At 72.7% G+C, this 21,496-nt stretch carries 7 protein-coding genes; all 7 read right to left on the reverse strand.

The window, feature by feature from the left end:
- Positions 1 to 212, reverse strand: a 212-nt coding sequence (locus BFF76_RS18610; protein WP_275935665.1) for a carboxyl transferase domain-containing protein, incomplete at its 3' end; no start/stop codon positions are given.
- Entirely contained in the window at positions 212 to 1,078 is an 867-nt protein-coding gene (locus BFF76_RS18615; protein ID WP_079122415.1) for a metallophosphoesterase family protein, read from the reverse strand. The genes BFF76_RS18610 and BFF76_RS18615, both read right to left, overlap by 1 nt.
- Positions 1,071 to 4,097 (reverse strand): non-ribosomal peptide synthetase, encoded by a 3,027-nt coding sequence (locus BFF76_RS18620; protein WP_065848661.1) that lies wholly within the window; start codon positions 4,095 to 4,097, stop codon positions 1,071 to 1,073. The genes BFF76_RS18615 and BFF76_RS18620 overlap by 8 nt, the downstream gene beginning before the upstream one ends.
- Before the next feature lie 49 nt (positions 4,098 to 4,146).
- Positions 4,147 to 5,151, reverse strand: a complete 1,005-nt coding sequence (locus tag BFF76_RS18625; RefSeq protein WP_031101334.1) for a TauD/TfdA family dioxygenase — start codon at positions 5,149 to 5,151, stop codon at positions 4,147 to 4,149.
- Between the two features lie 155 nt (positions 5,152 to 5,306).
- Positions 5,307 to 9,257, reverse strand: a complete 3,951-nt coding sequence (locus BFF76_RS18630) for a type I polyketide synthase (RefSeq protein ID WP_079122416.1) — start codon at positions 9,255 to 9,257, stop codon at positions 5,307 to 5,309.
- A gap of 22 nt (positions 9,258 to 9,279) precedes the next feature.
- A complete protein-coding gene (locus BFF76_RS18635) occupies positions 9,280 to 18,801 on the reverse strand; it encodes a type I polyketide synthase (protein WP_065848662.1) in 9,522 nt (3,173 codons plus the stop codon).
- A gap of 60 nt (positions 18,802 to 18,861) precedes the next feature.
- Positions 18,862 to 21,496, reverse strand: a 2,635-nt coding sequence (locus BFF76_RS18640) for an SDR family NAD(P)-dependent oxidoreductase (protein ID WP_141695624.1), incomplete at its 5' end; no start/stop codon positions are given.

The following is a 21,496-nucleotide window of genomic DNA, read 5'->3' on the forward strand; positions in this document are numbered from 1 at the left end:
CGGCGCAGCTGCTCGACCTCCCTGAACGACCCCTCGTCCAGCAGCAGCGCAATACGCTCCCGCGCCGTCAGCTTGCCCTTGGCGTGCTGCACCTCGGTCGCCCGGTCGCTCGGTCCACGCCGGGCCTGCTCACGCAGCGCCAGCAGCTCGGCCACCCGGCCACGCGTGGCCTGGGCATGCTCTCCGGCAGAGCGTTCGTACGGAACGGTCATCACACCGGCTCTCTGTGAGGGGAGGTGACGGCCGGCAGGATCTGGACCAGCCGGCCCGGGGTGCCCTGACGCCGCTGCCACTCGCGGGGGTATCCCAGAGAGACCTCCTGGTGCGGCACGCCGTCGCAGCGGATCACCCTGGGAATGTGGAGGTGCCCGTAGACCACCGATCTGGCACGGAACCTCGTGTGCCAGTCGGCTGTCGCCGTGGTTCCGCACCACAGTGCGAACTCCTGCCGCCAGAGCACTCGTGTCGGTTCGCGCACGAGCGGCCAGTGGTTGACCAGGACGGTGGGCAGGTCGTCCGGGAGAGCCGAGAGCCGTGCCTCGGTCGTCCGCACCCGGGCACGGCACCAGGCCTCGCGGCTCGGATAGGGGTCCGGGTGCAGGAGGAACTCGTCGCTGCAGACCACCCCGGCCTCCTCGGCCACCTGGAGCGCCGCCGCCTTCGAGTACGTCCCCGGCGGCCGGAACGAGTAGTCGTAGAGGAGGAAGAGCGGTGCTACGGCGACGGGACCGCCCTCTCCTTCCCAGACCGGGTAAGGGTCCTCGGGGGTGGCCACCCCGAGCTTGCGGCAGATGTCCACCAGGTGCAGGTAGCGCTGCTCGCCGCGCAGCCGCACAGGGTCGTCGGGCGCGGTCCACAGTTCGTGATTGCCCGGCGCCCAGATGACCTTGGCGAACCGGTTGCGCAGGGTGCGCAGCGCCCACTCGATGTCCGAGACGATCTCACCCACGTCACCGGCGACGATCAGCCAGTCCTCGTCGCTGTCCGGTCTGATCCGGTCGACGACCTTCCTGTTCTCGTCGTAGCGGACATGGACGTCGCTGATCGCGACGAGGCGGCCCGGTCCCGGGTCAGCCATCCGTGGCCCCCTGCCCGTCACGCGTGTGCTCGGCGATCTCCGAGACCTTCGCGAGCGTCGGCTGCCGGAGGATCGCCGGCAGGGCCGCCATGAACTCCCGCTCCCGGCGGGAGCCCACGACCTCGTCGCTGACCGCGGCGAGCATCGCGAGGAGGGTGGCGGAGTCGCCGCCGAGCCGGTGGAAGTCCGCGCCGGCGGCGAGCCGGTTGACGTCCACCGCCAGGACGCGTGCCCAGATCTTGGCCACCGCCTCCTCAACCTCGCCGCGGGCCTTCGCCTCGGCGGCCGCGGCATCGGCCTGCGGCCCGGTGAACGGCAGCGGCAGCGCGGCGACGTCGACCTTCTCGTTGACCGTGCGGGGCAGTTCGGCCACGACCGTCGTCGTGGCCGGCACCATGTAGCGGGGCAGACGGCCGGCGACGTGGTCGGTGAGCTCGTCGACTGTGGCCTCCGCGCGCAGGACGACGAAGGCGCACAGGACCTTGCCGGTGGTGCCGGGCCTGACCAGACCGGTGACGAAGGCCGTTGCCACGGCCGGGTGTTCCTCCAGGGCCTTGGCGACCTCGGCGGGCTCGACCCGGTAGCCAAGTACCTTGACCTGCTCGTCGTTGCGGCCCACCGACTCCAGTTCGCCGGACTCCAACATCCTGGCCAGGTCACCGCTGCGGTAGACGCGGGTGCCGTCGGCGAGGGCGGTGAACCGTTCGCGGACGAGATCGGGCCGGCCGCGGTAGCCACGGGCCAGCTGATCACCGGCAAGGTACATCTCACCCACCTCGCCCGGGGCGACGTGGCGGCCGTCACCGCCGATCAGGTGGATCCGGGTGTTGTCCGTCGGCACGCCGATGGGCACCGAGGGCAGGTCCGCGTCGTGGTCCGGATCGAAGCGCCGCGTCATGCAGCCGATGGTCGTCTCGGTGGGGCCGTACTCGTTGAAGATGCCGCACTGGGGGCCGAAGAGCTGCTGGGCCCGGTCGGCGACGGCACCACGCAGGAGTTCCCCGCCGGCGATGACCGCCCGGAAACCGGCCGGGCGCAGGCCCAGCCTGCCGATGAGGTCGAGGTGCGTGGGTGTGAGCTTGAGCGCGTTGGCCCCCGAGCTCTCCAGCATGTCGCGCAGGACCACGTGGTTGGGCTCGTCGGGTACCAGCGCGATCGAACCGCCGGCCAGCACCGGCAGGAAGATCGCGGTGTTGGAGAGGTCGAAGGCGAGCGAGGTGAACAGCGGGAACCGGGTGGTGGAATCGACCCCGTAGACACGGGTCGCCCAGCTGATGAACGTGGCGAGCTGACGGTGCTCGATCTCCACGCCCTTGGGGCGCCCGGTCGATCCCGAGGTGTAGATGACGTACGCGAGGTCCTCCGGCCGCACCTCGACGCCCTCCGGACGGCGCTCCGAGGGCTCCAGTGTCTCGAGCACCACCACGTCGCAGCCGGAGTCCGGGGTGAAGCGGCGCTCGGCGTGGACGTGCTCGGCCAGGCACACGGTGGCCCCGGCGTCCGCCACCAGGCCGGCGAGCCGGTCGTCGGGCTGCTGCGGGTCGAGGGGCAGATAGGCCGCACCCGCTTTCAGCACCCCCCAGATGGCGGCCATCGCCGCGACCGTACGACCCGCCAGCAGGCCCACGACGTCGTCGCGTCCGATGCCCCGGTCCAGCAGCGCGACGGCGACGGCGTCCGCCCGCCGGTCCAGCTCACGGAAGGTCACCTCGCCCTCGGGGCCGGTGAGGGCGATCGCGCCGGGGGTGAGGGAGACCTGCCTGCGGAACTGGTCGACGGCCGTTCCCTGGCGGTCGAGCGCACGCTCGGTCCGGTTGCGGTCCCACTCGCGGTGGGCGCGCGGGGACAGTGCCTCCTCGATGCGGTCGAGGAGCGCCTCCGCGCGTTCCGGGGTCTGTGCACCGTCGTACCAGCCGATGGTGATCTCGGTGCGGTCGCCGAACTCGACCGCGTTGATCTCCGGCGGTCCCAGGGGCCCGGAGTTGGGCAGCGAGTAGACGGTGGTGGCGTGGAACGAGCTGGTGCTGAAGGCGGCGGGGGCGACACGCCCCATGTGGGAGAGCGTGGCCAGGCTGCTGTAACAGCCCTTCTGCGCGGAGTAGGCGTCCAGGCCCATGATCTGCTGGTGCAGTTCCGTCAGGTTCTGGCCGGGCAGCGACGGGTCGACACGGGCAGCCAGGTCCTGACCGGTGGACAGGATGGACAGCAGCTTCTCCTGCGCCTGCTCCCAGCCGGCGTCGCCACGTACCTCGTACAGCGGATTGTTCGTGAGGTTGCCGGTCGAGCGGATTCCGGGCAGGTACCTGCGCAGGTCGACCGGGACGAGGAACCTGCCGGTGCGCAGACCGCACGCCTGGGTGACGGCGCAGGCGATCTTGGCGACCAGCGCGGGGTGCGCGCCGTCGACGGTGCGCCTGCGCCAGAAGAAGTCGTGCCGGCCCTGCGGGCGGGCACCGAGCGCGGACGGCCAGTCGAGGTCGGGGGTGACATCCCGCTCCTGCGGGGCGCCGGCCCGCTCGATCAGTTCGTTCTCCGTGATGCGTGAGGGTGCGCCCACGGGGTCCTCGCCGCGCAGCACGCGGAAGATGTCCTCCGCCCAGGTGCGTACGCCCTGGCCGTCCATGACCCCGTGGAACGCGCGCACGATCAGCGTGTCGCATTCCGGGTCGGTGAGGAGCAGGAGTTCGCAGGTGGGGCCGCCGTCCTTGCCCATGAGGGGGCTGTGCAGTTCGGCCGCGCCGGCGAAGGTGTGCCGGTCGACCCTGTCGCCGGGCAGGACCCGCACGACCGGTGCAACGCCGCTGTCCACCCAGGTCATGCCCTGCCGGGTGAGCCGGGCACCGGGGCAGGCCTCGGACGCGGCCTCCACGGCGCGGACCAGCTCGTCGTGGCCGATGTGGCCGGCACCCTCGATGACGATCTGGATGACCCCGGGAACCGATTCGGGGTACACCAGGAACCATGTCTCGGTGGGCGACACGGGCCGGCTGTAGACGTTGTCGTCCTCACCCGCGGACATGGGGATACCTCTTTCGATTCGGGTCGGTCGGTGGTGCGTCACGTCCGGCTCAGCGAACCGCTTCGCCGGCTCCGAGTACCTGGCCGTCGGCCATGCGCATGACGCGGGACTTACGGAAGTCCAGGTGTACGAAGACGCGTTGGAGCCAGCGGTCCCGGCCGTCGTAGCGGGGCTGGAAGGAGTTGCGGCCGTGCAGGGCCAGCCGGTTGTCGACGAAGGCCAGGTCACCGGGGCCGAGGATCAGCGTGTGGGCCACCCGCTCGATGACGGCTTCCAGCTCGGCCATGGCCTGCCCGGCTTCGTCGTCGGACGGGATCGTGCTGCTGAAGTCCACTTTGAGATCGGGGTCCTCGAAACTGCCGGCGAGGATTCCGTGCGGTTCCTCCATGCCGTCGGCCATCTCGAAGGAAGCCGGCGCCATGGTCACGAATCGCGGCTGGTGGAGTATCTCCCTGGTCCGTGCGGAAAGCAGCGGAACCGCGTTGCGCACGGACGCGACACGCAGTCCGGCGACGTTCTCGTGGTCGTTCCGCAGGCACATCAGACCCACGAGGTCGGGCTTGTGCTCATGGAATGCGTTCTCGGTGTGCATGTTGAGCTTGATGGATCCGGCATTCCCCTGGAATTGTTCCATTCCGGGAACGGGGACCACGTCCTGCACGAGCGCGCCGGTCTTCTCCTTCTCGAACGCGATCACCTCGCCCATGGCCATGGCGATGAGCATCAGCGCGGACGCCGGTGTGGTGGTCTCGCGCTGGACGGAGCCGCGGACCGTCGGCGTGTCGGGGACGTTTTCCGGTTCCACCGGCAGGTTGCGCACCAGGAGCATGGCCTCACGGCCGGAGTTCCACGTGAAGCGGCGCAGCGTCTGGCGCAGTCGCATGGGCAGTCGGCAGGAGAGTTCCCGTGCGGCGGAAGTCCAGCGGGGGTCGTCGTTCAGGCGTGGACCGATGTCACGCAGCTGCTCGGCCAGAAGGGTCAGTTCGCCCTTCTCCTGACCGTCGAGCGATATCTGGGCATCGTCGCCGATTTTCGGCTTGACTTCGGCAGGCATAATTCAACCATTCATGGGCAGAGTTGATGCGAAGGAACGGGCTCGCCAAGTCGACTCCAGTCCGCAGACTATGGATTCGGCCGAATTGACGGCAACCCCTATCTACCGTCCGCCGACCCCTGTTCGGCGGCGGTGCGGATTCTGTGCTTCTGCTCTCAGCACCCCTGCTCCGTCAGCCATTCGCGCATCCGCCGGGCCAGGGGCCCCGCGTGTTCGCCGAGCATCGTGAAGTGGTTCCCCTCGGTCTCGGCGACCGAGTGGGGCAGGGGCCAGACGGCATGCCAGTCGCCTTCGCCCGACCACGCCCGAAGGGGCTCCCCCGCCCGTACCAGGAGTGTGGGTACGTCGACAGGCTGCGCCCGGCACGCGTACAGGAAGGGGAGGTAGGCGGCCCACGCAGTGGCGCGGAAGTCGTCCATGGGCGTGTACGCGTCGTCGCGTTCGACCATGCCGTCGAGCAGTTCGGGCATCCAGGTGGCCATCACGTCGCTGTCGGCGGGATAGCTGTCGAGCAGGATCACGGCGGCCGGTGGACGTCCTCGCCGGTCCAGTGCGTGGGAGAGCGCGTTGGCCAGCAGCGCACCGCCGGAGTGGCCCGTGACGACGAAAGGCCTGTCCCCCACCGTGCGCAGGACCGATTCGGCGTGCGTCCGCATCAGGACGTCGAAGTTCTCCGGGAGCTCCTCGCCCTCGGCGAAGCCGGGGTGCGGGAGCGCGTACACGTCGCGTTCCCCGCGGAAGCCGGCGGCGAGGCGTGCGTACTCGTGCGGTCCGGAGAGCATCGACATCGTGCAGAGGCAGATGAGCGGGGGGCCGTCGCCCGTCGCCAGGCGCACCACTGGAGCGGCCTGGGCGGGTGGCGTCTCGCTGCTGAAGACGGTACGGAATGCGGCGAGTTGCATCAGTACCTTCGCGTACTCCACTGCCTGGCCGGTGGAGCGGGTGTGCTGGAGGAGGGAGCCCAGAATGCCGCCGCTCGGCCTGGTCACGGGTGCGGTGGCTCCGTTGCCGTCCAGCATCGCGGAGAGATGCCGGGCCAGGCGGGACGGTGTGGGGTGGTCGAACAGCAGAGTGGCCGACAGTTCCTCGGTCCCCAGCACCGTACGGAGGCTGTTCCGCAGCTCCAGGGCGGTCAGGGAGTCGAAGCCCTGCTCCAGGAAGTCCCGCCCGGTGTCCAGCTCTTCGGCCGAGGAGAGCCCCAGTGCGGCGGCGGCCCACGTGGTGACGACGTCCAGGAGCAGCGCCTGGCGGCCGGCCGGGGTGGCCTCGGCCAGCCGCACGGCCAGTGCCGCCGGTGCTTCGGCGGACGGGGTGTCCTCGGCCACGTCGACGACCGCCGGGCCGGGGGCCGTCTGGCCGGGGGTGTACGCGGGAGGCGCCGGCCAGTACCGGCGGCGCTGGAAGGCGTAGGTCGGCACATCGGTCAGGCGTGCGCCACGTCCGGCGAAGACTGCCGCCCAGTCGACGGGTAGGCCGTGCACATGGAGTTCCGCCAGTGCGGTGAACAGGGCGCGCACCGGCGAGCGGTCGCGGTGCTGGGTCGCGACGAGGAGGGGCGGCTCGAGCTCGCTGCCGCCGGCGAGACAGTCCTGGGCGAGGGCGGTGAGCACTCCGTCGGGTCCGATCTCCAGCAGGGTGCCGACCCGGTCGTCGTGCAGTCGCCGCACGGTGTCCGCGAACCGGACGGGCTCCCGGACGTGCCGCGTCCAGTGGTCGGGGCTGAGCGCCTGGTCCGCGGTGAGGGGCAGGCCGGTCGTGGCGCTGACGAGATCGGTCCGTGCCGGCCGGAGGGCCAGGGTCGCGGCGACCGCGCGGAGCTCGTCGAGCATGGCGTCCATGTGTGCCGAGTGGAAGGCGTGGCTGGTCCTCAGCTCCTTGTGCCTGCGTCCTTGCTTCGTCCAGAGGGTCACGATGTCCTGGACCTCGTCCCGGTCTCCGGACAGGACCACGGACCTCGGTCCGTTGACGGCGGCGATCGATACCCCGGTGCCGGCTCCGAGGAGGTCCCGCACCTCCTGCTCGGACGCCTCGACGGCCACCATGAGGCCGCCGCCCGGCATGGCCTGCATCAGACGGCCGCGGGCCGCGACGAACGTGCAGGCGTCCTCCAGCGACAGGACCCCGGCGACGTGTGCCGCGGTCAGCTCGCCCAGGGAGTGGCCGGCCACGGCGTCGGGACGTACTCCCCAGCTCACCAGCAGCCGGTACAGGGCGACCTCGAAGGCGAAGAGCGCGGGCTGGGCGTACTCGGTCCGGTCGAGCTTCTCCGCGTCCGCGCCCGACATCACCGCGCGCAGGGGTGTGTCCAAATGCGGGTCGAACCCTTCGCAGACGGCGTCCAGAGTCTCGGCGAAGGCGGGGAAGGCCGCGTACAGCTCGTCGGCCATGCCCGGCCGCTGGCTGCCCTGCCCGGTGAAGAGGAAGGCGGTGCCCTCCCCTGCCCGGTGCGCGCTCCGGATGAGGCCGGGGGACGCCTCGCCGGCGGCGAGGGACGTGAGTCCGCGTACGAGGCCGTCGCGGTCGTCGGCCAGTACCACCGCCCGGCGGTCGAGCGCCGCGCGGGAGACGGCCAGTGAGTGGCCGAGGTCCGTAGGCGAAGCCCCGGGGTCGTCGCGCAGCCGTTCCAGGAGGCGGATCGCCTGGCCCCTCAGGGCTTCCTCGGTGCGTGCGGACACCAGGAACGGGACGACCGGCAGCTCGGCGGTGCAGCCGGTGGCGGGCTCGCTCGCGGGTGCCTGTTCGAGGATCAGGTGGGCGTTTGTGCCGCTGAGCCCGAAGGCCGAGACGCCCGCCCGGCGCGGCCGTTCCGTGGCCGGCCAGGGTGTGGCACCGGTCAGCAGGGACACCGCGCCGCCCGACCAGTCCACGTGGGGGGTGGGTGCGTCGATGTGCAGGGTCCGGGGCAGCATCCCGTGACCGAGTGCCAGGACGGTCTTGATCGCGCCGACCGCGCCGGCCGCGGCCTGGGTGTGCCCGACGTTCGACTTGACGGTGCCCAGGAGCAGGGGCCGGTCCGCGGGCCGGTCGCGGCCGTAGGCGGCGATCAGGGCCCGGGCCTCGATCGGGTCGCCGAGCACCGTGCCGGTGCCGTGCGCCTCCACGGCGTCGACGTCGTTCGGGCCCAGCCCCGCGTCGGCGAGCGCCTGGGCGATCACACGGCGCTGGGCCGGCCCGCTGGGCGCGGTGAGTCCGTTGCTCGCGCCGTCCTGGTTGACCGCGCTGCCGCGCAGCACGGCCAGTACCTTCCGGCCGTTCCGACGGGCGTCGGACAGCCGCTCCAGGAGGATGACGCCCGCTCCTTCGCCCCAGCCCGTCCCGTCGGCGCCGGCCGCGAACGACTTGCAGCGGCCGTCGCCCGCCAGTCCGCGCTGCTTGCTGAACTCCACGAACGCGCCGGGGGTGGCCATGACCGTCACCCCGCCCGCCAGGGCCAGCGAGCACTCCTTGTCGCGCAGCGACCTGGCGGCCAGGTGGATGGCCACCAGGGACGACGAGCAGGCGGTGTCGACCGTGATCGCCGGGCCCTGGAGACCGAGGATGTAGGACACCCGGCCTGAGATGACACTGCCCGCCCCACCGGTGAGCAGGTAGCTGTCGCTTCCCTGGGCGTCGCCGTACATCCCGGCGCTGTACCCCGAGGAGGAGGCTCCGACGAACACACCCGTGCCGGTGCCCCGCAGGGACGACGGGTCGATCCCGGCCCGCTCGAACAGCTCCCACGACGACTCGAGCAGCAGCCGCTGCTGCGGGTCCATCGCCAGTGCCTCGCGCGGGCCGATGCCGAAGAGAGCGGCGTCGAACGCGTCGGCGTCGTCGACGAATCCGCCCTCGGGGGTGATGCCCGCGTCACCGAGCCCGCGCAGCCAGTCCACGTCCCAGCCACGGCCGTCGGGGACGGCGGACATGGCGTCCGTACCGTCCATCACGAGGCGCCACAGGTCCTCGGGAGAGCGCACGCCGCCGGGCAGGCGGCAGCTCATCGCCACGACGGCGATCGGCTCCGCCCGCTCGTCGACGAGGTTCTGGTGCTGTCGGCGCAGCCGTTCGTTCTCCACGAGAGACGCCCGTAGCGCTTCGACGATCTCTTCGACCTGCGTCCCCATCATGTGCTCCACGCTGCTCGTCGCATCAGGCTTCCTTCGTTCGTGTCGCCATGCGGACGAGGGCGCTGATGTCCATGGCGTTGATCTCGTCCACCCGGTCGTCGGACTCGGGCGCCTGCTGCTCCGGCGGGGTCCCCGGGTCCTCCGGACGCAGCAACGCGTCCAGAAGACCCGACTCGCGGAGCCGGGCCATCGGGATGGTGGCGAGCATCGAACGCACCTGCGCCTCCTCGTCGTCCTCGGCGGTCCGCTCGGCGTCCGGCGGCAGCAGTTCGCGCATCAGCCGGTCGCGGAGGCCGGTGGGTGAGGGTTCGTCGAAGACCAGGGTGGTCTCCAGGCGCAGCCCGGTGGCGGTGTTCAGCCGGTTGCGCAGCTCGACGGCCATGACCGAGTCGAACCCCATCTCCCGGAAGGCCCGTTGGGGGTCGACGGCATCGGCCGCGGGATGCCCGAGCACGGCGGCCGCCTCGGCGCGTACGAGATCCAGGAGCATCCGCTTCCGCTCCGCGTCCGAGGCGCCGGCCAGTCGTGCCGCGAGAGCGCCGGCCGCGGCCTCGGGCGCTTCGCGGTCGTCCTCGGGCGGTCGGAGTGCGGCGGCGGCCTCGGGAATGTCCTCGATCAGCGGACGGGGGCCGGCCATCGCGAATGCGGGGGCGAACCGGTCCCAGTCGATGTCGGCGACCGTCAGACAGGTCTCCTGCCGTTCCACCGCCTGGACGAGAGCCCGGACGGCTGCTTCCGGCTCCATGGGACGCAGTCCCATGCGGGTCAGCGTGGACCCGGCGGCGGCGTCCACCATGCCTCCGCCGGCCCAGCCGCCCCAGGCGACCGAGGTGGCGGCCAGTCCGCGGGCGCGGCGGCGCTCGGCGACGGCGTCGAGGTGGCAGTTGCTGACGGCGTAGGCGCCCTGCGCCGATCCGCCCCAGACGCCGGCGCCGGAGGCGAACAGCACGAAGGCGTCCAGCGAGTCGGAACCGAAGAGTGCGTCCAGACTGCTCGCGCCCGCCGCCTTCGCCGACATGACCCGGGCGAACTCGGCGGGGTCGCTCTCCTCCAGGCCGGAGACCAGGCTCTCCCCCGCGGCGTGCACGACGGCGCGTACGGGCGCCGTGTCGTCCTGTGCCAGTTCCTTCACCAGGGCGGTCAGGGCGTCGGGGTCGGCTACGTCACAGGCCGTGAGCGTCACACGGGCGCCCAGCGCCGTGAGTTCGTCCTTCAGCGCGAGGGCCCCGGGTGTGTCCTCGCCCCTGCGTCCGGTGAGCACCAGGTGCTCGGCGCCGTTGCTCGCGAGCCAGCGTGCCACATGGGACCCCAGCGCTCCCATGCCTCCGGTGATCAGGGCCGTGCCGCGCGGTTCCCAGCGCGTCGGCGCGGCCGGCCGGGGGCCGGCGGGCGAGCGTCCGAGGCGGCGGGCGAACACGCCCTGGGGGCGGACGGCGAGCTGGTCCTCGTCCCCGGCGCCCGTCAGCAGCCGGCACACCTGGGCGGCGGTCCGTTCGTCCGGCTCAGCGGGCAGGTCGATGAGGCCGCCCCAGCGGTCGGGGTGTTCGAGGCCGATGACGCGGCCCAGTCCCCAAACCTGCGCCTGGGCCGGACCGGTGAGCGGGCCCGGGCCGTCGACGGAGACCGCTCCCCGGGTCAGGCACCACAGGGGCGCCGCCAGGTCCAGATCGGTCATCGCCTGGATCAGGGAGGTGGTCGCGGCGACGCCGGCCGGTACGACCGGATGGAACGGGTCGGGCCGGTCGTCCTCGGCGAGGAAGGACAGGACACCTTCGATCCGGCCTCCGTCGGCCACGGCCTCCCCGAGCCGCTGGAGCGCCATGGCCCGTCCTGTGTCGTCGGACTCGAACAGCACCTGGACGGTGCGGGCCCCGTTGCGCACCAGCTCGCGCGTGACGGCCTCACCCGCCCTGTCCGCCACCCCTGAGGGACTGACGACCAGCCAGGTCCCGGAGGGAGCCGGGGCCGTGGCCGGAGCGACCGGTTTCCAGCTGATCCGGTAGCGCCAGCTGTCCAGGACGGTCTGCTCGCGGCGTTCGCGCCGCCAGGACGTCAGGGCGGGCAGGACGCTCTCCCACGAGCGGCGGGTGTCGTCGTCGGCGGCTCCCAGCATCCCGGCCAGCGCACTGGGGTCCTCGGTCTCCACGGCGGCCCAGAAGGCCTCGTCGACGGGGTCCCGGTGCTCGGCCGGGGCGGGGAGCGCCGCGGACCGGGGCCAGAACCGGCTGCGCTGGAAGGCGTACGTGGGCAGGTCGGCGTGGCCCGTACGGTCGCCGAGTACGGCACGCCAGTCCGGGGACACACCGGCGACGTGGGCTTCGGCCAGGGACGTCAGGAACCGGTGGGGGCCGCCCTCGTCACGGCGCAGTGTCCCCAGCGCGGTCGCCTCGGTCTCCGCGGCGTCGAACGTCTCCTGGAGCCCGAGTCCCATCACCGGGTGGGGGCCGACCTCGAGGAACGTACGGTGGCCGTCGGCGAGTGCCGCGCGGGTGGCGGCCTCGAACTCCACGGTGGAGCGCAGGTTGCGGAACCAGTATCCGGCGTCCAGCGACGCGGTGTCGGTCAGTGTGCCCGTGAGGGTCGAGTAGAAGGGCACGGTGGTCGAGCGGGGGGTGATTCCGGTGAGCAGCCGGTCCAGTTCCTCGCGAATGGCTTCGACCTGGGCGGAGTGCGAGGCGTAGTCGACCGCGATGCGTCTGCCGCGTACGCCGTCGGCCTCGCAGGAGCTCAGGAGTTCGTCCAGCGCCTCGGGTTCACCCGCGACGACGGCGGACGACGGACCGTTCACGGCGGCCACCGACAGCCGGTCGCCCCATGCCGTGAGCCGCTCGCGCAGCAGCCGGGCCGACTCCCCGACCGAGGCCATGCCGCCCTTGCCGGACAGCGGGAGGAGCGCCCGGCTCCGCAGTGCCACGACGCGCGCGGCGTCCTCGATGGACAGTGCGCCTGCCACGGTCGCGGCCGCGATCTCGCCCTGCGAGTGGCCGATCACCGCGGCGGGACGGACTCCGCAGGCACGCCACAGCTCGGCCAGCGACACCATGACCGCCCACAGCACGGGCTGCACCACGTCGACCCGGTCGAGACCGGGGGCGCCGGGAGTCTCCCGTACGACGTCCTCCAGCGACCAGTCCGTGTGGGGGGCCAGGGCCTGTGCGCAGTCGGCGAGGCGCGCGGCGAACACGGTTGATGTGTCCAGGAGTTCCTTCGCCATGCCGGGCCACTGGGCGCCCTGCCCCGGGAAGACGAGTACGGGCCTCGTGTCTCCGGCCGCGGTCCCCCGCACGACTCCGGCCGCGGAGCCGTCGGCGGCCAGAGCCCGCAGGCCGGCCTCGAACTCCGCGGGCTCCCGGGCGACGAGGGCCGCACGGTGCTCGAAGCGGGTCCTGGTCGTCGCCAGGGCGTGGGCGAGGGCGGCGGGGTCAGCGGTGCCGACCGCGTCCAGCAGCCGCGAGGCCTGGTCCCGCAGGGCTTCGCGCGTCCTGCCGGACAGCACCCACGCGGTGGTGGCACCGGTGTCGAGCGGGACGTCCGGGTCGGGAGCGGCCGGGGCGGGGACGGCGGCGGGAGCCTGCTCGATGATGGTGTGCGCGTTCGTGCCGCTGACACCGAAGGACGACACGCCCGCGCGGCGCGGCCGGTCCGTCTCCGGCCACTCCACCGGGGCGGTCAGCAGCGCCACGGCGCCCGCCGACCAGTCGACGTGGGACGACGGCGCGTCCACGTGCAGTGTCGGGGGCAGTACGCCGTGCCGCATCGCCATCACCATCTTGATCACACCGGCCACACCCGCGGCGGCCTGTGTGTGACCGATGTTCGACTTGACGGAGCCCAGCCACAGCGGCCGGTCCGCCGGGCGGTCCTGCCCGTACGCCGCCAGCAGCGCCTGCGCCTCGATCGGGTCGCCCAGCGTCGTGCCGGTGCCGTGCGCCTCCACGGCGTCGACCTGGTCGGCGGTCAGGCCCGCGCCGGCCAGCGCCTGCCGGATGACGCGCTGCTGCGACGGGCCGTTGGGCGCGGTCAGTCCGTTGCTCGCGCCGTCCTGGTTGACCGCGGAGCCCCGTACGACCGCGAGCACCTCACGGCCGTTGCGGCGGGCGTCCGAGAGCCGTTCGACCAGGAGGACTCCGACGCCCTCGCCCCAGCCGGTGCCGTCCGCGGACTCGGCGAAGGCCTTGCACCTGCCGTCGGAGGACAGTCCGCGCTGCCGGCTGAACTCGATGAACGCGGACGGCGTCGACATCACGGTCACGCCGCCGGCCAGCGCCAGGGTGCACTCGCCCGCGCGCAGCGCCTGGACGGCCAGGTGCAGGGCGACCAGCGAGGACGAGCACGCCGTGTCGACGGTGACCGCGGGTCCTTCCAGACCCAGTGCGTACGAGACCCGTCCGGAGACCACGCTGGCGGCGTTGCCGGTGGCCACGAAGCCCTCGGCGCTCTCGGCCGAGCCCATCAGGAGGCCGGTGTAGTCCTGGCTGTTGGTGCCCGCGAAGACGCCGACCCGTCCGCCTCGCACGGTGTCGGGGTCGATTCCGGCCCGCTCGAACGCCTCCCACGACGTCTCGAGGAGCAGGCGCTGCTGCGGGTCCATGGCCAGCGCCTCGCGCGGCGCGATACCGAAGAAGGCCGCGTCGAAGTCGGCGACGTCGTGCAGGAACCCGCCCTCGCGCACATACGACGTGCCCTGCTGGTCGGGGTCCGCGCTGTAGAGCCGTTCGATGTCCCAGCCGCGGTCGCCGGGCAGCGGGGAGACCGCGTCGGTCCCCGACTCCAGGAGGTCCCAGAACTCTTCCGGGGACCGGACCCCGCCGGGGAAACGGCAGCTCATGCCGACGATGGCGATCGGGTCGTCGTCCAGGACGGCGACGGGGCCCTCCTGGGCCGGCCCGGTCCGGGAGCCGGCGAGTTCGTCCCGCAGGTGCCGGGCGAGGACGAGTGGCGTCGGGTAGTCGAAGACGAGCGTCGCGGGCAGGGCGAGTCCCGTGCTCGCGCCGAGCAGGTTGCGCAGCTCCACGGCGGTCAGCGAGTCGAAGCCCAGGTCCCGGAACGCCCTCCCGGGCTGCACCCCGTCCGCCGAGGCGTGGCCGAGCACCGCGGCGGCCTGACCGCAGACCACTGCGAGCAGGATGCGCTCGGACTCCTGCGGTGAGGTGCCCGCCAACTGCTCGTGCAGGGCGCTCTCGGCGGCCTCCTCCGGCGCGGGGGTGCCGGCTGCGGCCGACAGGCTCTGCACCTCGGGGAGTTCACCGATGAAGGCGGACCTGCCGGGCGGAAGGGCGGGTGCGAAGCGCTCCCAGTCCACGTCGGCGACGACCATGTGGGACGCACCGGCTTCGACAGCCTGCCGCAGGGCCCGCATCGCGAGTTCCGGTGGCAGCGGAGGCGTTCCGCCACGGCGTACGCGTTCGGCCACCAGCGGGTCCGCGGCCATGCCGGCGCCGTCCCAGGCGCCCCAGCCGATGGACGTGGCGGGCAGTGCCTGGGCGCGGCGCACGGCGGCGATCGCGTCGAGGAAGGCGTTGCCGGCCGCGTACGCGGCCTGTCCGGCGTTGCCGAACGTCGAGGCCAGCGAGGAGAAGAGGACGAACGCCGACAGGTCGAGGTGGCGGGTGAGTTCGTGCAGGTGCACGACGGCGTCGGCCTTGGGCCGCAGGACCCGCTCGACCCGCTCGGGCGTCAGCGAGCCGAGCATGCCGTCGTCCAGCACGCCGGCGGTGTGGACGACCGCGGTGAGCGGGTGCTCGGCGGGTACCGAGCCGATCAGGGCGGCCAGCGCCTCCCGGTCGGTGACGTCACAGGCGGCCACGGTGACGCGCGTCCCTAGCTGCGTCAGCTCGGCCTCCAGGCTCCGGGCGCCGGGGGCTTCGAGGCCGCTGCGGCTCGTGAGCAGCAGGTGGGAGGCCCCGTTGCGGGCCAGCCAGCGGGCGGCGACGGCCCCCAGGGCGCCGGTGCCGCCCGTCACCAGGACGGTGCCCTCGGGCTGCCACGGTGTGCGGGTCTCCGGCGGCCGGGGGGCGGCCCTGACGAGGCGGCGTACGTGGACGCCGGAGGAGCGGATCGCCAGTTGGTCCTCCGTCCTCCGTGGGTCCGCGAGCACTCCGCAGAGGCGTCGGGCGGCGCGGGTGTCGAGCGCCCCCGGCAGGTCGATCAAGCCGCCCCACAGACCGGGTTCCTCGACGGCCACGACCTGGCCGAGGCCCCACACCATGGCCTGTTCCGGGGCGGTCAGCCGGTCGGAGTCGTTGACGGCGACGGCACCGCGGGTGGCCAGCCAGAGCGGTGCGCGCAGCCGGGCGTCCGCCAGGGTCTGTACGAGCGCGAGGGTGTCCTGCAGTCCCTGCGTGCCCTCACCGGACAGGGCCGTCACGGCGATGACGCCCGCGATACCGCCGTCGTCCAGGGCCTCCCGCAGCAGGGTGTCGTCGCTGGACGCCGGGACGCGCAGGACGCGGACTCCATGGGCGCCGATGGCGGCCGCGATGTCGTGGGTGGTGTCCTCGGAGCCCGCGACGAGCCACGTACCGGAGGGCACGGCCGGGCCGGGTTCCGGCGCGTGGCGCCACCGCACCTCGTACCGCCAGGAGTCGATGGCGGACTGCTCACGCCGGCCGCGCCGCCAGTCGGCGAGGGCCGGGAGTACGGTGCTGAGCGGCTGGTCGCCGTCGAGTGCGAGCGTGCCGGTCACGGCCTCCAGGTCCTGGCGCTCGACCGCGGACCAGAACCCCGCCTCCGCGGGATCCTCGCCGACCCGCGCGTCCGGTGCCGCTGTCCACACGAGAGACTCGGGCCAGTACCGGGTGCGCTGGAACGCGTAGGTGGGCAGGTCCACCGCTCCGGCGCCGGGGAACAGGGCCGTCCAGTCGCAGTCGACGCCGCGTACGTGCAGGCGGGCCAGCGCGGTCATCGCCGACGCGGCCTCGGGGCGTCCCGCCCGCAGGACCGGGAAGGCGTCCGCGCCCTCGTCCAGGCAGTCGGCGGCCATCGCGCTGAGCACGCCGTCCGGGCCGAGTTCGACGTATGTCTTCACGCCCTGGCCGGACAGGGTCCGCACGCAGTCGTGGAACCGGACGGCCTGACGGACGTGGGAGACCCAGTAGTCGGCCGAGCCCGCCTCCTCGGGCGTCAGGATCCGGCCGGTCACGTTCGAGACGACCGGGACGGCGGGAGCGGCGAAAGTGAGGCTCCGCAGGACCCGGCCGAACTCGTCGAGCATCGGATCCATGTGCGGGGAGTGGAAGGCGTGGCTGACCTCGAGCCGCTTGGTCCTGCGGCTCCGGGCCTCGAAGTGGGCGGCCACCGCGAGCACTCCGTCCTCGTCACCGGAGACGACGACGGAGCGGGGGCCGTTCACCGCGGCGACCGAGACTCGGTCCGCCCGGTCGGCCAGCACCTGGACCACTTCGTCCTCGTGTGCCTCGACGGCCACCATCGCGCCGCCTTCGGGCAGCGCCTGCATCAGCCGGCCCCGCGCCGCGACCAGCGTGCACGCGTCTTCGAGGGAGAGGACCCCCGCGACGTGCACGGCGGACACCTCGCCGATGGAGTGGCCCGCGAGGATGCCGGGGCGGACACCCCAGTGGGCAAGGAGGCGGAACAGTGCCACCTCGACCGCGAACAGAGCGGCCTGCGTGTACGCCGTGCGGTGCAGCAGGGCCGCTCGCTCGCTGCCCTCCTCGGCGAACAGCACGCTGCGCAGGGGGTACTGGAGATGGCGGTCCAGGTGGCTGCACACCTCGTCCAGCGCGTCACGGAAGACGGGGAACCGCGCGGCGAGTTCCCGTCCGGTACCCGGCCGCTGGCTGCCCTGGCCGCTGAACAGGAAGGCGACCCGGCCTTCGGTCACGGCGCCGCGCACCGGTCCGGGCCCACCGTCCGCCAGGGCCTCCAGCTGGAGCAGGGCGTCGTCGCGGTCCTCCGCGACGACCACGGCCCGGTCCTCGAAGGCGGTGCGGGTGGTCGCGAGCGCATGGGCCACGTCCGCCAGGCCGTACTCGGGACGGGTGACCAGCAGGGTGCGCAGCCGTGCGGCCTGCGCGGCCAGCGCCGTCCCGCCTCGCGCGGAGACGGCCAGGGCGACGGGCCCGGCCTGCGCCTCACCGCCGGGCGGCGAGGCGGGTATCGCCCCGGGCGGCGTTTGGGCCTGCGTCTCGGCCTGCGTCTCGGCCTGTGTCTCGGCCTGCTCGATGATGACGTGGGCGTTGGTGCCGCTGATGCCGAACGACGAGACACCGGCGCGCCTGGGCTGTCCGGTCTCGGGCCACGGCACCGCTTCGGTCAGCAGCCGCACCTCACCCATGGTCCAGTCCACCTGGGGCGTGGGCGCGTCGACGTGCAGCGTCGCCGGAAGCGTGTCCCGTTGCATCGCCATGACCATCTTGATCACCCCGGCCACACCCGCGGCGGCCTGCGTGTGACCGATGTTCGACTTGACGGAGCCCAGCCACAGCGGCCGGTCCGCCGGACGGTCCTGCCCGTACGCCGCCAGCAGCGCCTGCGCCTCGATCGGGTCCCCGAGCACCGTTCCGGTGCCGTGCGCCTCGACCACGTCGACCTGGGACGGTGTCACGGAGGCGTCCGCGAGCGCCTGCTCGATGACGCGCTGCTGGGAGGGGCCGTTGGGCGCGGTCAGACCGTTGCTCGCGCCGTCCTGGTTCACCGCTGAGCCGCGGAGCACGGCGAGCACCCGGTGTCCGTTCCGACGGGCGTCGGAGAGCCGCTCCACGAGCAGGACCCCGGCCCCCTCGGCGAATCCCGTGCCGTCCGCCGCGGCGGCGAACGCCTTGCAGCGGCCGTCCTGTGCCAGCCCGCCCTGCGCGCTGAAGCTGCTGAACATGCCGGGGGTCGACATGACCGTGACCCCGCCCGCGAGCGCCAGCGTGCACTCGCCCCGGCGCAGGGCCTGCGCCGCCAGGTGCAGAGCCACCAGCGACGAAGAGCAGGCGGTGTCGACGGTCACGGCGGGCCCTTCGAGGCCGAGCGTGTAGGAGACCCGCCCGGAGACCACGGCGGCGGCGCTGCCCGTGCCCGTGAACCCCTCCAGTCCCGTCGAGCCCATGAGGAGGTAGGGGTAGTCCTGGCCGTTGGTGCCGGCGAAGACCCCGGTTGGGGTGCCCCGCAGCGACTCCGGATCGATCCCGGCCCGCTCGACCGCTTCCCAGGACGTCTCGAGGAGCAGACGCTGCTGGGGGTCGGTGGCCAGCGCCTCGCGCGGACTGATGCCGAAGAACGCCGCGTCGAACTCACCCGCGTCCTGGACGAAGCCGCCCTCAGGGGCGTACCCCGGTCCCCCCGTCCCGGGCTGGAACACGGAGTCCGTGTTCCAGCCGCGGTCCGACGGGAAGGGGGTCATGCCGTCGGCGCCGGAGGCGACCAGGTCCCACAGCTCCTCCGGGGAGCGCACGCCGCCGGGGAAGCGGCAGCTCATGCCGATGATGGCGATCGGCTCGGTGTCGCGCTCCTCCATCTCGCGGATCCGGTCGTGCGCCGCTTCGAGATCGGTGCTGACCCGCTTCAGGAAGTACCGGAGCTTCTCTTCGTTCGCCATCGGGCGACCCCTCTGTCAGGAACTGTGTGGTGCGATGTGCGTGCCGCCGGAGACGACCTGTCAGGAAATTCCGAACTTCTTGCCGAGCAGCTCGAACATCTCGTCGTCGGAGGCCGCTTCGATCTGCTCGCCGACCGGCGCGGCCGGTGTCTCCTGCAGCTGTGCGAGCAGCGCCTGCATGCGCCGCACCACCCTGGCCCGGCCCTCGTCGTGCGGCGCGACCGTGACCAGTGCGGCTTCCATCCGGTCCAGCTCCTCAAGCACGGACTCGGCCACGGTCTCTCCGTCGGGTACGAGCTGCTCGCGCAGGAACGCGGCCAGTCTCACCGGAGTCGGGTAGTCGAACGCGAGGGTCACCGGCAGCCGCAGCCCCGTCCTGGCCCCGATCCGGTTGCGGAGTTCCACAGCGGTGACGGAGTCGAACCCGACTTCCCTGAAGGCCCGTTTGGCATTGACGGCCTCCGGCCCGGGGAACCCGAGCACGGCGGCGACCTGCTCGCGTACCGCTTCCAGCAGTACGGCGTCCTGATCGGCGTCGTCGAGCCCTGCCAGGCGCTGCGCGAGGGCGGACGGCTCCTCGGCGCCGGTGCCGGCCGAGCCGTTGCCCTCCTGCGCGATCCGGCGCACCTCGGGTACGTCGGCGAGCAGCGGGCTCGGCCGGGTCGCGGTGAAGGCGACGAAGAAGCGTTCCCAGTCGATGTCGGCGATCAGGACACAGGTGGCGTCGTGCTCCACCGCCTGTCGCATCGCGCCGGCCGCGGCTTCGGGGTCCATCTCGCGCAGGCCGTGCCGGTTCAGTACGTCTCCGAAGGCACCTTCGGCCATCCCGCCGCCGCCCCATGCGCCCCATGCGATTGAGGTCGCCACCAGGCCCTGGGCTCTGCGCTGTTGGGCCAGAGCGTCCAGGAAGGCGTTGCCGGGTGCGTAGTTGCCCTGCCCCGGTGTGCCGACGATGCCGCCGAACGAGGAGAACAGGACGAACGCCGAGAGCGAGACGTCCCGGGTCAGCTCGTCCAGGTTCTGCGCGGCTCGCGCCTTGGCGTGCAGGGCCCTGCCCAACTGGCCGGGGGTGAGGGTGTCGAGCAGTCCGTCGTCCAGCGCCGCGGCGGTGTGCACGACGGAGGTCAGCGGGTATTCGGCCGGTACCGCGGCGAGCAGGTCCGCCAGGGCTGCCCGGTCGCCCGCGTCGCAGGCCGCGACGGTGACCCTGGCGCCGAGCGCGGTCAGTTCGTCGCGCAGGGCGGTCGCTCCCGGGGCGTCGGGGCCCCGGCGACTGACCAGCAGGAGGTGCTCGGCACCGTCGCCGGCCAGCCGGCGGGCGACGTGGCCGCCGAGGGCTCCGGTCCCTCCGGTGATGAGCGTGGTGCCCGTGAGGTCCCAGGTCCGGGACCCGGTGGCCGCACCGAGGCGGGCCCGGTTCAGCCGGCGTACGAAGGTCCCCGAGGGCCGGATGGCCAGCTGGTCCTCGTCCCCCGCGCCGCCGAGGGCTCCGCTGAGCATCGCTCCCGTGCGCGCGTCCAGTGTCGCGGGCAGGTCGATGAGACCGCCCCACCGGTCGGGGTGCTCCAGCGCGGCGACCCGGCCCATGCCCCAGGCCATCGCCTGTTCCGCACCGTCCGGCACGTCGGCGGGGCCCACCTGCACAGCACCTCGCGTGGCGCACCACAGCGGGGCGGGGACCCCGGCCTCGCCGAGCGCCTGGAGCAGCGCGACGGTCGCGGCGTAACCGCGCGGGACGTCGGGGTGGTCGGCGTGCCGCACCCGGTCCAGGGTGAGCAGCGACAGGACTCCCTCGATGCCGGAGGGCAGATCGTGGTCGGCAAACAGGTCACGGTGCAGCGCGCCCGCGTCGACGGTGACGGAGTGGGTCCTGGCGCCGTGGGCGGCAAGGCTCTCGAGGCACGCCAGGACCAGCTCGTCCGCCTCGTGGCCTTCGGGCACGATCACCAGCCAGTGCCCGGAGAGACTGCTCGTGGCGGCTTCGGGCATCGGGCGCCAGGCCACCTCGTAGCGCCAGTCGTCGACGGTGGAGAGCTCTCGGCTGCGTCGGCGCCAGGAGGAGAGTGCGGGCAGCATCGCACGCAGGGCGGAGCGGGCTTCCTCGCCTCCGTCGAGGGCGAGGCTGTCGGCGAAGAAGCCGATGTCCTCCTGCTCGATGGCACTCCAGAACTGTGCGTCGGCCACGGACAGTTCGCCGGAGGTGCCGGCGGGTGCGTCCATGACCGGGCGCAGGTCGTCGATCCAGTACCGCTGCCGCTGGAACGGGTAGGTGGGCAGGTCCAGGTGGGCGGGGGTATGGCCGGCGAACAGGGTCTTCCAATCAAGGTCGACCCCGTTTACGTGCGCCTCGGCCAGCGACGTCATGAAGCGGCGTGGCTCGTCCTCGTCCCGGCGCAACGTTCCCAGCGCCACCGCGTCACTGCCGGCCGCCTCGAACGTCTCCTGCAGACCCAGCTGCAGCACCGGATGCGGACTGACCTCCACGAACACACGATGCCCCGCATCCAGCAGAGCCCTCGTCGTCTCCTCCAGCCGCACCGTCCGGCGCAGGTTGGTGTACCAGTACTCGCCGTCCATACCCGCCGTGTCCAGCAACTCACCGGTAACCGTCGAGAACAACGGCACCTGCGACGCACGGGGGGACAGGTCCGCCAGCACCTCCAGCAGCTGGTCGTGGATCCGCTCCACATGCGCA

The sequence above is a fragment of the Streptomyces mutomycini genome, assembly GCF_001700505.1.
GTDB lineage: Bacteria > Actinomycetota > Actinomycetes > Streptomycetales > Streptomycetaceae > Streptomyces > Streptomyces mutomycini.

Bases quoted from the DNA above. Each gene is read 5' to 3' on its own strand.
- BFF76_RS18615 (WP_079122415.1), bottom strand. From the start codon at position 1,078: ATGGCTGACCCGGGACCGGGCCGCCTCGTCGCGATCAGCGACGTCCAT.
- BFF76_RS18620 (WP_065848661.1), bottom strand. From the start codon at position 4,097: ATGTCCGCGGGTGAGGACGACAACGTCTACAGCCGGCCCGTGTCGCCC.
- BFF76_RS18625 (WP_031101334.1), bottom strand. From the start codon at position 5,151: ATGCCTGCCGAAGTCAAGCCGAAAATCGGCGACGATGCCCAGATATCG.
- BFF76_RS18630 (WP_079122416.1), bottom strand. From the start codon at position 9,257: ATGATGGGGACGCAGGTCGAAGAGATCGTCGAAGCGCTACGGGCGTCT.
- BFF76_RS18635 (WP_065848662.1), bottom strand. From the start codon at position 18,801: ATGGCGAACGAAGAGAAGCTCCGGTACTTCCTGAAGCGGGTCAGCACC.